General features: G+C 68.6%; 11 protein-coding genes. 3 read left to right on the top strand and 8 right to left on the bottom strand.

Annotated elements, in window-relative coordinates; all coding sequences use genetic code 11:
- The first annotated feature begins 234 nt into the window (after positions 1-234).
- The 3 genes from ACZ5XO_RS10435 (at position 235) to ACZ5XO_RS10445 (ending at position 4,877) form a co-directional block, all read left to right on the top strand.
- Positions 235-2,448: a TonB-dependent receptor gene (locus ACZ5XO_RS10435; protein ID WP_464162291.1), complete on the top strand. Its 2,214-nt coding sequence runs from the start codon at positions 235-237 to the stop codon at positions 2,446-2,448.
- A gap of 73 nt (positions 2,449-2,521) precedes the next feature.
- Complete coding sequence (locus ACZ5XO_RS10440; protein WP_464162292.1) at positions 2,522-4,099, top strand: alkaline phosphatase D family protein; 1,578 nt, start codon at positions 2,522-2,524, stop codon at positions 4,097-4,099.
- Between the two features lie 22 nt (positions 4,100-4,121).
- On the top strand, positions 4,122-4,877 hold the full coding sequence (locus ACZ5XO_RS10445) for an acid phosphatase (RefSeq protein WP_464162293.1): 756 nt from the start codon (positions 4,122-4,124) through the stop codon (positions 4,875-4,877).
- A gap of 282 nt (positions 4,878-5,159) precedes the next feature.
- Here the strand turns inward: ACZ5XO_RS10445 and ACZ5XO_RS10450 are convergent, their stop codons facing one another.
- The 8 genes from ACZ5XO_RS10450 to ACZ5XO_RS10485 form a co-directional block, all read right to left on the bottom strand.
- Positions 5,160-6,410 carry a S41 family peptidase gene (locus tag ACZ5XO_RS10450; RefSeq protein ID WP_464162294.1) on the bottom strand — a complete coding sequence of 417 codons (1,251 nt, stop codon included), beginning with the start codon at positions 6,408-6,410 and terminating at the stop codon, positions 5,160-5,162.
- A gap of 7 nt (positions 6,411-6,417) precedes the next feature.
- Positions 6,418-6,942, bottom strand: coding sequence for a hypothetical protein (locus ACZ5XO_RS10455; protein WP_464162295.1), 525 nt, complete (start codon positions 6,940-6,942; stop codon positions 6,418-6,420).
- Between the two features lie 134 nt (positions 6,943-7,076).
- On the bottom strand, positions 7,077-9,326 hold the full coding sequence (locus tag ACZ5XO_RS10460) for a zinc dependent phospholipase C family protein (RefSeq protein ID WP_464162296.1): 2,250 nt from the start codon (positions 9,324-9,326) through the stop codon (positions 7,077-7,079).
- 2 nt (positions 9,327-9,328) lie between these two features.
- A complete protein-coding gene (locus ACZ5XO_RS10465) occupies positions 9,329-9,748 on the bottom strand; it encodes a hypothetical protein (RefSeq protein ID WP_464162297.1) in 420 nt (139 codons plus the stop codon).
- Between the two features lie 89 nt (positions 9,749-9,837).
- On the bottom strand, positions 9,838-10,554 hold the full coding sequence (locus ACZ5XO_RS10470) for a hypothetical protein (protein ID WP_464162298.1): 717 nt from the start codon (positions 10,552-10,554) through the stop codon (positions 9,838-9,840).
- A gap of 130 nt (positions 10,555-10,684) precedes the next feature.
- On the bottom strand, positions 10,685-11,218 hold the full coding sequence (locus ACZ5XO_RS10475) for a Rid family hydrolase (RefSeq protein ID WP_464162299.1): 534 nt from the start codon (positions 11,216-11,218) through the stop codon (positions 10,685-10,687).
- 108 nt (positions 11,219-11,326) lie between these two features.
- Positions 11,327-12,097 (bottom strand): LytR/AlgR family response regulator transcription factor, encoded by a 771-nt coding sequence (locus ACZ5XO_RS10480; RefSeq protein WP_464162300.1) that lies wholly within the window; start codon positions 12,095-12,097, stop codon positions 11,327-11,329.
- Positions 12,097-13,176: a sensor histidine kinase gene (locus ACZ5XO_RS10485; protein ID WP_464162301.1), complete on the bottom strand. Its 1,080-nt coding sequence runs from the start codon at positions 13,174-13,176 to the stop codon at positions 12,097-12,099. The genes ACZ5XO_RS10480 and ACZ5XO_RS10485 overlap by 1 nt, the downstream gene beginning before the upstream one ends.
- Positions 13,177-13,349: the final 173 nt, after the last annotated feature.

Genomic DNA, 13,349 nt, shown 5'->3' on the forward strand with positions numbered 1-13,349 from the left:
CAGCTCCGCCCTACAGCCCTATCGTTGTCGAACAGGCGTTTTTTTCGAGGTTATGGACTGGCGATGCCGGTCGTCCTCCCCGCTTCCGCCCCCGTCTTTCCGCCCCCGGAAAAGACGCCTGACAGACATGTCAGCCACCAGCGCGAGCGCGACCGCTGCGTCGTGCCAGCCTCCCCTGAATTTCCGGCCCGTGCGAGAGGGGTGCTCGTCCGCGTCGCCACCATGGATCGACACATGAATCGTCTTCTTCTCGGCGCATCGGGCGCCGTCCTGGCGCTGGCGGCGGCCCTGCCCGCCTCGGCCCAGACCACCTCGGAAACCCAGGCTACGACGGTGCAGGACATCGTCGTCACGGCCCAGCGTCGCGAGCAGGCCAGCCAGGACATCGGCCTGGCCCTCAGCGTCATCGGCGGAGAAAGCCTCGACGAAAAAGGCGTCTCGGTCATCAACGATATCGAGAACGTCGTGCCCAACATGGAGGTCGACAGCCAGTTCGGCAGCGGCCAGCCCCAGTTCCGCATCCGCGGCATCGGCGCGCGCGAATACTCGTCGAACAACGCCTCGACCGTCGGCATCTATGTCGATGAGGTGGCGCACCCCTATACGATCACCACCCAGGGCGCGATGTTCGACATCGCCCGCCTGGAAGTGCTGCGTGGTCCGCAGGGCACGCTTTACGGCCGCAACACCACCGGCGGCGCGGTGAACATCATCACCAACGCTCCGACCGCCGACACGCGCGCCGGTTTCAGCGCCGAGTACGGCTCCTATGACCGCTACAAGGTCGAGGGTTATGTCTCGGGCCAGATCGCGCCGAACCTGCTGGGCCGTCTGGCCGCCGTCACCGAACAGGGCGGCGCCTGGCAGTACCACCGCGACACCCGCCAGAAGCTGGGCGACAAGGACAAGACGGCCGTGCGTGGTCGCCTGACCTGGGACGCCTCGCAGGACGTGACGGTCGATCTGGCCGCCACCTATCAGGTCGACAAGTCCGATGGCCTCGGCTTCCGCCTGACGGCTCCCTACAAGGTGTTCGACGGCAGCGTCACCTATCCGGCGGACACCGCCTGGCGCATCACCGGCTGGGAGCTGTCGCCGGAGATGGCGGCGGTCTCAGGCCGCGCGCTCGGCTCGAAGCCGGGACGCGACAACGAAGGCCTGGACCTGAACGCCCGCGTTCGCGCCGATCTGGGCTGGGCGCAGCTGAACTCGATCACCGCCTATCAGTCGTTCACGCGGTCGGAATACAACGACTGGGACGGCACCCGCTTCAACGAGTCCGACGTCTATTTCTACAACGACATCGACGCCTTCTCGCAGGAGCTGCGCCTGTCCTCGACCGACGACGGCCGGCTGAACTGGATGGTCGGCGTCTACTATGCCGACGAGAGCAACGACGGCGGCTTCTATACCCAGTTCCGCGGCGCCGACCGCACCCTGATCAACACGCCCTACCAGCAGAGCGTCGAAGCCTTCGGCGTCTTCACCCACAACAGCTATCAGCTGACCGACCGGCTGAACCTGATCGCGGGCCTGCGCTATGAGAACGAAACGCGCAGCCTGACCACCTCCGGCACGCGCCGCCTCAGTGCTCCTGTCGGCCAAGAAACGACCTATGACACCGACCTGTCGGAAGTCAGCGGCCGCATCGGCGCGGAGTATGACCTGGCCGATAACGCCATGCTCTACGCCAGCATCGCGCGCGGCGTGAAGTCGGGCGGCTTCACCACCTACAACGCCACCTCGGCGACCCCCTTCAAGCCGGAAATCGTCATCGCCTACGAGGCCGGGATCAAGTCGGATCTGTTCGACAACCGCCTGCGGCTGAACGGCGCCGTCTTTTTCTACGACTACACGGACCAGCAGGTTCAGGGTCTGGAATACGACCGCGAAGCCGGCCGTCTGGGCAAGATCACCAACGTGCCGAAATCCGAGATCTATGGCGGCGAGATCGAACTGCTCTGGGTCCCGATCGACGGACTGACGATCAGCCAGAACTTCGGGTACAAGAAGGGCAAGTACACGGAATACTTCGCCATCGACGGTGCCAAGACCGACGCCGCCAATCCGGTGGACGGTCCGTGGGACGTCATCATCACCAACGACCGTTCGGGCGAACCGCTCCAGTTCCCGAAGTTCAACTACGGCGGTTCGATCGCCTATGACTGGCAGGTGGCCGGTTTCGATCTGCGGGCCGAGACCAACTACAACCAGCGCGACGCCATCTACAACGCCGCGTCCAGTTCCGTCCTGCCCGGATACTGGCTGTGGAACGCCAACCTCAGCATGGGACCGTCGGGCGCCAACTGGCGCGTGGGACTGTGGGCCCGCAACCTCTTCAACACCTATTACGAAGAGACCCGCAACGGCTTCAACGGTTCCGCCCGTCCGACCACCTCGCCCAGCCAAGGCCGCACGGTCGGCGTCAGCCTGAAGATGGACTTCTAGGTCCAAACGTCACCAGCATCTTCGGGGCCGGCCGCGCCGGCCCCATTCTTTCCGTAGCCTCATGGTCTGCCCGATGATCCTGACCGCCCCTAGCATCCATCGCCGCGCCTTGCTGGGCGGTCTGGTCGCAGCCCCTGCCGTCCTGCAGTTCGGCAGGGCCCAGGCCGGCGGCGCCTATGTCTTTCCGCTCGGCGTCGCCAGCGGCGACCCGGCGCCCGACGGATTCGTCATCTGGACGCGCCTGGCGGTTGATCCCGTCGCGCCTGACGGCCTCGGCGGCCTCGGCGCGCCCGTGATCGTCCAGTGGGATGTCGCTACCGACGAGAATTTCCGCTCCATCGCCGCCTCCGGCCGCACGGTCGCCGAGCCCGCAGCCGCCCACAGCGTCCATGTCGAGGTCGAGGGCCTGATCCCCGGCCGCCCCTACTGGTACCGCTTCACCGCCCTGGGTCATCAAAGCCCCGTCGGCCGGGCACGCACCACTCCGGCGCCGAATGCTTCGGTCGACGCCCTGCGCATCGCCGTGGCTTCGTGCTCAAACTGGGAGTCGGGCTATTTCAGCGCCTATGGCCACATGGCGAATGAAGCGCCGGACCTGACCCTTTTCCTCGGCGACTACATCTACGAATACACGCGCGGTCCGGATCGCGCGGCGGACGTGGTGCGTCCCTACGGACTGGAAGAGGCGACGACCCTGGCCGGCTATCGCAATCGCTACGCCCTGCACCGCACGGACGCCGACCTGCAGCGCCTGCACGCCGCCGCTCCCTGCCTGGCGGTCTGGGACGACCACGAGATCCAGGACGACTACTCTGGCGTCTGGTCCAAGACTCCGGGCGTGACCCCGAGCGACTTCCTGCGTCGCCGCGCCGCCGGGTATCAGGCCTTCTATGAGGCCATGCCCATCCGCCGCACCCGCCTGGACGCCCGGCTGCAAATGCCGATCCATCGACGGGTCCGCTATGGCCAGTTGGCCGAGTTCTTCATGCTGGACGGTCGCCAGTATCGCTCAAAACAGGCCTGCAGCGACGGCCCCAACGGCGGCAAGGGTCAGATCGTGACCGACGCCGCCTGCCCGGACCGCCTGGATCCCGCGCGCACCTTCCTTGGCTTTGAACAGGAGCGCTGGCTGTATGACGGCCTGGCGAGCGCGGAGACTCGCTGGAACATCCTCGGTCAGGATCTGGTGATGGCGGGCCTTCGCTTTGGCGACGGCGGTCCGGACACCCGCTACTGGACCGACACCTGGGACGGCTATCCGGTCGCGCGCGATCGCCTGACCCAGGCGCTGGCGACGCTGAAGCCGCGCAACCCGGTCGTCCTCAGCGGCGACTACCATTCCTTCTGGACCAACGACGTGAAGCTGGACAGCAGCGACCCATCCTCGGCCACCGTCGCGACCGAGTTCGTCGGCACCTCCATCACCTCAAGCGGCCCCAGTTACGACGGCCTGATGTCCGCCATGCCGAACAATCCGCACATCAGGTTCTTCGACAGCCGCAAGCGCGGTTATATGGCCATCGACATCACGCCGGGTCGGATGACCACCCGCTATCAAGCCATCAGCGACGTGCGCGACCCGAAGGCTGCGTTGTCCACGCTCAACACCTGGGTCGTCGAGGACGGCCGTCCCGGCGCACAACTCGTTTGAGCCGCGCCGTACCGGAGTATTCATGCACAAGCCTGCCCAAGCGATCGCCGTCGCCGCCGTCCTGATCGGTCTTTCCGCCTGCGCCACCGCACCGGCCCCCGTCTTCTGGGAAGGCTTCAGGGACCATCCACATGGCTATCTGACCAAAGAGAACGCGCCCGACGCCTCGGCCTTCCTGCCGCCGCCGCCCGAGGCCGGCTCACTGCGTCAGCAGGCGGACGTGGAGACCTATCGCGCCACCCGCGCCCTGGAGGGCGGCGACCGCTGGCGTCAGGCGGCGGCGGACAACGAAATCGAGACGCCTGCCGCCCCGCGCATCTTCGACGAAGCCCTGGGCATCCGCTTTACCCCGGAACAGATGCCGACCCTGACCCTGCTTCTCGGCAAGATGCTCGGTGATCTGGAGACCATCCAGACCCCGGCCAAGCAGGGCTATTTCCGTCCCCGCCCCTTCATCGCCGAGCCGGCGACTACCTGCTTCCCGCCGGAGCCCTGGCTGGGCCGCAGCGGCTCCTATCCTTCCGGCCACGCAGCCATGGGCTGGGCCTGGGCCCTGATCCTGTCCGAACTGGCGCCTGATCGCGCCGACGCCATCCTGGCCCGAGGCCTGGCCTATGGCGAAAGCCGCGTCATCTGCGGCGTTCACTACGCCAGCGACGTCGAGGCCGGCCGGCTGGTCGGCGCCGCCATGGTCGCCCGACTGAAGGGTGATCGCGCTTTCCAACGGGACCTGGCTGCGGCGCGTCTGGAGATCGAAAAGGCGCGCAGCGGCAACTAGGAGAAAGGCGATACAGGCGGCCACACGTCCAGACCCTCCTGCATCGCAATCGCCAATAGGCCCCGGCAAGAGGCGGCGGACCGACACCCACGTCGGTCCGCCGTCGAGATCAGAACTTGCCGATCAGGTTCGGTTCACGAACCAGTCTCCCCGGTTCCATAGCGCCAGATCAGCAAGCGTCGCCGCCGATGACGGCCTTTCGCCCATCAGGGAATGAACAGGCAGGTCGTCAGCTTCTTCCAAACCCGCCTCCAGGCGAACTCAAGGTTGGGCTGCGGAAGATCACCTCGCGCGTCGCAACCACTCCAGCGCGGCGTCGAGCGCCTTGTCATGACCGCTGTCGGCGATCGACAGGGGATCGTCGGCGACCTCCACGTCGAGCGGCGGTCGGGACGGCAGAGCCTCGCCGTTCGGGCGCGATCCATAGGCGACCGTCATCAGCAGCCGCCAACCGCCGGGCAGGTCGACCGGCTGGATGACGTTGTTGCCGACGCCGACGCTCGGTTCACCGAAGATATGCGCCCGTCCCGCCAGGCTCGCCTGGATCGCCACGGCTTCCGCGCAACTGCCGGTGCCCTGGTTCACGAGGATGGCCAGCGGGGCGCCCCAGCGGGCAGGCCGCTCAAGACGCAGTTCCTCGATCTCTCCGGCTTCCTCCACACGGACGCCGCCCTCGTCGACGGTGATGGTCCGCCTGCCGCCCGCACGCTCCGTCATGACGACCTGATAATCCATGAAGGCGGCGGCCATGGCGGCGCACTGGACCCCGCCCCCGGGATTGTCGCGAAGGTCCAGAACCAGACCCTGCGCGCCCTCCTCACTCGCGCGCCGCACCAGGTCATGCGCGTGCTGGGCGACTCCTTCTCCGGCTCCGCCAGGGAACTGCAGAATCGCGTATCGTCCCTTCCAATCAAGACGGGGCAAGGCGATGCGAGCAGGACCGGGAGTCAGCTCGACCTCGATCACCGCGCCCTTGCGCGCCAGACCGAGCTTCAGCGGCGTGCTGCGGGCGTTGAGGCTGGCGGCGGTTTCGCCCTCAGCCGCGATCAGGCGGTCGAAGCGCCTCACGCCCGCCAGGGCGGCGGGCCCGTCCGGCGACACCCAGGCGACGTAGAGGGCGCCTGAGGTCCTGCCCGCGCGAACGATCCAGCCCAGGGCGGACGCCTGCGCCGTCGGTCCTCGACGGGCGGCCGCATCCGGGGCCGGGCGGGAAAGACGCGTATGGCGATCGCCCAGGTCCGCGATCGCCTTCTGGGCCACCTCGACTCCCGCCTGTTCCGGGCAGGCCGCCCCAGAGGCGCGACACCGCTCGGCCAGGGCCGTCTCGGCGTCACGAACGATCGCGGCCACATCCGTTGTCGGCCCGGGATAATAGCGGCCTTGCAACTGATCGCGCACCGCACCCCAGAAGACGGCGGCGGGCGAGGACGCAACGGCCGCAGCGGCATCGACATCACGCCCGACCGCGCCGCCTGCGGCAAAGGCGCAGACGAGCGTCGTCAGGCAGGTGATCGCGACAGGCTTCCTCTTCATCATGGCTTCAACGACCGGCACGAGACAGCGAAACCTGCTGTTGGGGCGCATTCAGATGAAGACGCCCGTCGCGCAGGGTCAGGCGCCGCGTCTCTGCGGCGGCCGACACGCGGCGGGCCTCGCCGCAGGCCGCCCGCTCGGACGCCTGGACGACGGCGTCCCGCAGCGTCAGGCTCGCCCCCTCGAACACGACCGAGCCCGAACGCTCGGTCGTCCGCACTGTGGGGCAACGGGTCTGGGGATCGGTCGTCTCGACGGTCGTCAGCCGGAACGCCCCGCCGGGGGACAGCGACAGGTCATGCCGACGCCGCACCTGCACCGGCGTCGGCGTGGTTTCAACAGTAGTGACCGTGGCCGAGCCGTAGCCCACGGTTCCGCCCAGGCTGGTCACGCCCGGCGCGGCATAGGGGCGAAGCTGCAGCCGGGGCCGCAGGACCAGCTCCTGACGATCGGTCTGGCCGGACCAGGCGCCGGTGACGGTCGGGGGCAAGGCGGTCGAGAGATGGACGGCGATCATGGCGGCCAGGATCATTTCAGTCGCGCTCCTTGTGGTCGATGGGTCATGCCGGACGATGATCCCGGAGCGAGCCGGCGTCGCGGGGGCTGCGGCCAGCGCCGTCGTGGCGTCGCCCAGGCGATGAAAACCGCCCTGAATGCGACCGGCGGCTATCGGCCCGACAGCCGGAACTCCACCCGTTCGCCGGCGTCGATCAGCGTCAGTGTGTCGAGTTGGGGCATGTCAGGGTTGAAGACGAACCTCACCGTGATCGCCGCGCCGGGCTGAACGGTCGGCGTCCCGCTGAACAAGGCCGGAGGATCGCCGGACCCGCGCCAGAACTGGTTGCGTTCCTGGCCGACGCCGTCGGCGTCCGTCAGGATGGCGCGCAGGGCGCCGGACGTCAGATACTGGACCGTCTCGGTGGCGTTGCGGACGGTCACGACGGCGCGCACCACCCGGCTGCCGCGCGGCCGCTCCAGGCGCTCCAGACGCACGTCGAACCGGCCCACGGGTTCAAAGGTCGAAGGCGGCGGTGCAGGCTCCGGCTCAGGTTGCGGCTGAGGCCCCGGCCCAGGCTCCGGCTGGGGTTGAGGTTCTGTTTTCGGCTGCGGCTCAGGCTGTGCTTCCGGTTCGGGCTGGGGCTGTGGCTGGGGCTGGGGCTCAGGCTCGGCGGCGGAGCGCTCAGCTTCGCCGAGCTGGGGCATGAACAGCTTGCGCCAGGCCATGCCGTCGCCGCGGGCGGGGGGCGGCAGGGGCGATTCACCCGCCTGTTTCGAAGGCAGGGCCTGCCACTGGTTGCCGGCGTCCATCGACCGCACCCAGCCCAGCATCAGATTGCCCGAGCCCAGGTCGGTCTGGACGCCGCGGGCGCGCAGCGCCTCTTCCAGCTCGCGCCGGCCCTGGTCGCTGAGCAGCATCATCTTGGTCAGCTGCAGGGTGTTGAAGGCCGGGGCGAACTGGTCGATCGCCCACTTCTGGCTGGGATCGGCGTAGGCGGCGTCGGTCAGGCGCAGGTGTTCCCGGTTGAAGGTCGTCAAGTCGATGGGCCGGTCCACGGCGCCGCCGTGCCCGCCGCCGGGTTGCATCATGATGTCGTTGAAGTGGGCGTGCGGCTGGGTCAGCAGTTCGGTCCACTGCCGGATGTCGCGGTCCGTCACCCCCTTGATCACCGCGTCCAGCGGCGCGCGCAGGATCTCCTCCAGCACCCCGACGAAGACCTCGGGCATGATGGCTCCGACGATGTCGACGATGGCGCCGACCGTGAAGATGGCCCCGTCCGGCAGGCCCGCCATCGACAGCAGGTGCTGGCGCACATACTGGCCCATGGCCGTCTCGGCGCGTTCGGTGTCGGTCCCGCCGGGTCCGGGCAGGATCAGCGCCCTGGCGATCTCGTGGCTGGTCGCCGGCCAGGCCTTGAGCCCGGCGTCAATGTCCTCGATCCAGGCCCGGTTGTAGGCCGCGCCCGGGCCGTTGGTCGCCTCGAAGGCCACCCGTTCGACCCCGCCCAGGCGCGCCCGTCGCGCCTCATAGTCCTCCACCTTCTTCACCAGCTCGGCGCGCAGGGCCGAGAAGATGTGGGGGATCGAGCGGTTGACCGCCTCGCCGCGATAGAGGCGGTCGGCCAGAACGGTCCCGGGGCGGGCGTCGATCATCTCGCGCCAGATGAAGTCCTCGACGCCGGCGATGCTGACGTCCGAGTTCGTCACCGGCAGATGGACGTTGTTGTAGCGAACGCCGCAGGGCTCGTCGTCAGGCAGTTCCAGGTCGTCCTGCTTGCGCGTATTGCAGGGGCGACCGCTGGCGATGCGGCGCGAGAAGGCGTTGATGGTCTGCGGCGTGCGCTCGCCGATATAGCCCTCCAGCGTCAGGTGCTTCACCGCATTCATCGGCGGCGACAGGGCGAACTCGCCGCCCGCGAAGTGATTGACGTAGGTGTGGGCGAAGACGTCGCCGGCGGCGTGGGTCAGATAGCCCAGGGCGAAGGCGTTGATGCGCGGGTCATCGCTCTCGACAAAGCCACGTCGATGGATCCAGCTCAGCCAGGCGTCGCTGCCGCTGGGGCCGCCTTCGCCGACGGACTCGTCGGGATGGATGATCTGCTGGCCGGTCAGGATGTCGGGATAGGCGTCGGGCCCCAGCACCCCGGCGCGGAACTGCGAGCCTCCGCCGCGCAGCGCCGCCAGGGCCTTGGGATCCACCGCAAAGGACCCCAGGGTTCCCACCACGCGCCCGGTCTGGGGATCGACCTCGAACAGGGTCACCCGCCCGTCGGCGATCGCGTCCTTCATCGCCTCCTCGGCCAGATAGATGTGCGTGTTCGGCTTCCACGCCAACGCCGGCGCCGCCGGAGCAAGCGCGGTCAGCAGGGCCAGGGCGCTGGCCGTCGCGACCCGAAGATGATGAAGAGGACGAGGCAAGGTCAGGCTCCGGTCAGATCGAACACGGCCTGCTCCCGGCCGCTCGAAAGCGTCAGGGTTCCCAGCCGGGGAATGTCGGGATTGAAGATGAAGCGCACGGTCAGTTCCTCGCCGGGCATGACCACGGGCGTGCCGTTGAAGGTCGCCGCCGGCTCGCCCGAACCGCGCCAGATCTGGTTTCTTTCCTGGCCCGCGCCGTCGGCGTCGGTCAGAACTGCGCGAAAGGTCCCGGACGGCAGGTGGCGCGCCTGGCGTCCCGGATTGCGGATCGTGACCACCGCCCGGACCACGGCGCTGCCGCGTGGTCGCTCCAGTCGGTCGAAGCGCACCTGAAGCCGGCCGACGGGCTGGAAACCCTCCGCCCGGTCCGGCGCCGTCACGGCTGTCGCCTGCCCCGCATCCTGGGCGAACGCCTGAACCACCGACGCCCCAGCGCCAACCGCGCTCAAGACGCCCAGAACGACCGCCAGCAGACGACGCTCGATCCCGAAGGACTCAACCCCGCCTCCCCTCACAGCACCCGAACCCACATGTCGGCGGCGTAGGCGTGCGACTTGCCCTTGCAATAGAGGCCAAGCGCGTCGCGGCTTTCTTCGCCCTTGGTCAGGGTCAGGCGTATCTGCTTGCAGGGAAAGGCGCCGACCGGCGTGTCGGACAGGACCTCAAGTCGCCCGGTCGACACCTCGCCGCGCCAGGTAAAGGACTCGCCGACCGCCAGGCGGCCGACCCGCCCCGGCACCCCGCCCTCGGCGGCGGCGTCGACATGGTAGGAAATAAAGGTGTCGAAGGCGTAGCCGCCCTCGCAGCTGAAGCAGGGCGACTTGCCGAACTCCTGCAGCGCCTTGAACTGCTCGTCGTAGACGGGATCGAAACGCAGCTCGCCGGTATAGGTGGCCGCGCCAGGGTTCAACGGCCAGGGCGCCGGCCCAGCGGCGGACGTCCGCCCGCCACCGGAAGCGCGCGCGGCGCGGCCGGACGCGGCCCGCGGCGCCGCGACGGCGACTTCAGGCTCGACGCTCGCCTCGCCCGCCTCGGCGTCGTCGGATGCGTCCTCGCGCTGACCGGACAGCATGCCCTCGACCGCGCTCTCGGCGCGGCGACTGGCTTCGCTGGCGACGCGGTCCACGGCGCGACGCGCGAGGCTCTCAAGGAAGGATTGAGCGTGAACAGGCCCGACGCAGAGAAGCGCCAGGGCGGCGGCGGACACCGACAGGGTGATGGTGCGCATGATTGACCTCCATGAATGGAGGCATGGCTAGCATCGCCGGATCGCCGCGCCCGGCTCAGCGAGACTGGAAGCGACAGCCCCGCGACCGGAGCCGCGCAACACGACGAACGCCCGCCGCCGCGCGATGAAATCAGGGCTCGCCAGCCCCCTGCGGCAGGTGGACGGTCAGCTGGATCTCAATGAAGCCCGTCTCGGCCAGCAGGCCGCTGGAGCCGACGGCGGTCCAGGCTGGCCGGGGCGCCGTCGAGAACTCTCGCCAGACCCTGGCCATCGCCGCCGTCTGATCCGCCCGCTCGCCGACGAACAGGGGCGGGTCCCAGACGTGAAAGCTGTTCACCAGGACCACATCGTCGAAGGTCGCGCCGGCGGCCTCGAGCGTGCGCGCCAGTTGGGCGTAGGTGCGCCGCACCTGGGCATCCAGCGCCGCTGCGTCCTGACCTTCGCCGGGCGCGCGAAAGACTATGGCCCCGGAGACATAGAGGATGTCGCCGACGCGCCGCGCCGGGGCGTAGCCGATCTCGTCATAGGCCGACTGATGGCGCGCCGAGGGGATCACGACCTCGCCCCCGGAAGACGGGATGCGCAGCGGATAGGCGGGCGTCTGGCCCGCCACGCTCGCGGGCAAGGCGGTCAGGACCAGGATCAGGATGGACAGGCGGCGCATTCTCTCTCCTCCGGGCAGAACAGGAAACCGGATCGCACACGGGCCGCGCCGCCGTCTCCGCGCAAGAAGCCTGCGGCCAGCATCCGCCAGAACGAGACGAACGCCCGCCTAGTCGGCGATGTCGGACAGGGCTCCGCCCTCGGCCCGGACAGCGGCCAGGGCCGCGCGCACATAGTTGGGACCCACGGCCACCGAGACGCCGTCCGCCATGACCAGCGAAACCTGCCACTTGGACACCCGCTCGATGCCCCGCACGCGTGACGGCCGCACCATGGCCGAGCGGTGCACGCGCATCAGATCGGTCGAGGCCAGACGCGCCTCCATGGCGGTCATCGTCGCCCGCAGGATATGGCTGCGCGCCGGGGTATGCAGCAGGACATAGTCCCGCGCGGCCTCGATCCAGTCGATGTCCTCGATCCCGACCCGCACCTCGCCGTTGCGCGTCGGCACCCACAGGGCCTCGGCGGGCGCGACAGGCGGCTCACGCGCGACCTCGACCAGGCTGGCCAGGGCCTCGCGCTCGCGGCGTCGGCGTTCGGCCCGATCAATCGCCTGACGCAGACGGTCGAACCGCACGGGCTTAAGCAGATAGTCCGCCGCCTCGACGTCAAAGGCGTCCGGCGCGAAATGCTCGAAGGCGGTGACGAAGATGATCTCGGGGCGGTCCTTCGGCTCCAGGTCCGCCGCGACCGCCATGCCGCTCTTGCCCGGCATCTGGATGTCCAGCAGCACGACATCCGGCCGCAGCTGTTCAATGGCCTCGGCCGCCTGGACCCCGTCGCTGACCGAGCCGATGACCGTGACCTGGCTCAGAGCCTTCAGCAGGACCTCCAGCCGTTCTATCGCGGGCGGCTCGTCGTCGGCGATGAGCAGGCGCATCAATCCATCTCCAGAGGAATGCAGAGGCTGGCGCGATAACCGCTCGCCGTCGCACCGGCGGTCAGAACGGCGGCTTCGCCGTAAAGAACGTGCAGGCGCTCGCGGACGTTGCGAAGCCCGACCCCGGCCGAGGGCGCCGCCGCCGCCGAGCCGTCGCCGTCATCCTCCACCGCCAGCATCAATCGCCCATCGTCGCTGCGCTCGGCCTCGATCCTGACCGTGACCGGGCGCGGCGTGGAGGCCACGCCGTACTTGACGGCGTTCTCGACCAGGGGCTGCAGGATGAAGGGCGGCAAGCGCGCCGACATCAGGTGGAGCGGACAGGCGAACTCGACCGTCAACCGCTGCCCGAAACGCACGCCTTCGATGTCCAGATAGCCGTGCAGCATCTCCAGCTCGGCCTCCAGGGTGCTCAGGCCCTCGCCCTCGCTCGCCAGGGTCTTGCGCAGAAAGGTCGACAGGCGCGTCAGCATGTCCTCCGCCTCTCCCGCCCGGCCCGTGACCACGTGGGACGAGATGGCGTTCAGTGTGTTGAAGAGGAAATGCGGGTTCAACTGGTAGCGCAGGGTCTCCAGGCGCGCCGCCGTGGCCGCCGCCCGCGCCTCCGTCACGCTGAGCCGCGCCGCGGCGACTTCCTGTTCTCGCGCCGACAGATCCCGCTGGGTCATCAGCATGTCGTACAGCCCCGCCAGCAGGCCGCAGAAGCTGGCGAAACCGGTGAAGTTGCCCAGCGCATGCCGGAGCAGGCCGGCCCGTGCGCCGATCCCTTCCGTCCGCTCGGCGACCCACAGCCCGAACACGGAATCCGTCAGCGCGACCGCGATCCCGGCGGCAATGATCGCCGCGGCCAGGATCGGCAGTCGCCGGGCGACCGGCAGGGCGTGAACACGCCGGACGATGAGATAGAGCGGCAAACACCAGGCCATGCCCGCCAGGGCGGCGAAGGCCACGACCAGGACAAACCAGGGCTCAAGAGCGCCGACGGTCGCCACCCTCGGCAACAGCAGAAACGTCCCTGCCGCCAGCCAGACGCCGCCGGTGATCACCACGGCCAACCGATCGGTAGTGGAAAGGGTCACGTCGCGTCCCGCATCATCAGAACGCCACCCTAGAATAATGCTGTCACGCCAAACAGACGTCGTCGTCTCAGCTGGTCCGGTCTTCGTCGCACAAGGCGATCCATGTGCTTCGGCTAGCGAGCGGGCGCGCCGCTCATTGAAACCATGGACCGGACTAGATCCTCAACCATCTC

The sequence above is a fragment of the Brevundimonas sp. T2-11 genome, assembly GCF_055397675.1.

Coding starts and splice junctions, on each gene's coding strand:
- ACZ5XO_RS10435 (WP_464162291.1), top strand. CDS start 235: ATGAATCGTCTTCTTCTCGGCGCATCGGGCGCCGTCCTGGCGCTGGCG.
- ACZ5XO_RS10440 (WP_464162292.1), top strand. CDS start 2,522: ATGATCCTGACCGCCCCTAGCATCCATCGCCGCGCCTTGCTGGGCGGT.
- ACZ5XO_RS10445 (WP_464162293.1), top strand. CDS start 4,122: ATGCACAAGCCTGCCCAAGCGATCGCCGTCGCCGCCGTCCTGATCGGT.
- ACZ5XO_RS10450 (WP_464162294.1), bottom strand. CDS start 6,410: ATGAAGAGGAAGCCTGTCGCGATCACCTGCCTGACGACGCTCGTCTGC.
- ACZ5XO_RS10455 (WP_464162295.1), bottom strand. CDS start 6,942: ATGATCCTGGCCGCCATGATCGCCGTCCATCTCTCGACCGCCTTGCCC.
- ACZ5XO_RS10470 (WP_464162298.1), bottom strand. CDS start 10,554: ATGCGCACCATCACCCTGTCGGTGTCCGCCGCCGCCCTGGCGCTTCTC.
- ACZ5XO_RS10475 (WP_464162299.1), bottom strand. CDS start 11,218: ATGCGCCGCCTGTCCATCCTGATCCTGGTCCTGACCGCCTTGCCCGCG.
- ACZ5XO_RS10480 (WP_464162300.1), bottom strand. CDS start 12,097: ATGCGCCTGCTCATCGCCGACGACGAGCCGCCCGCGATAGAACGGCTG.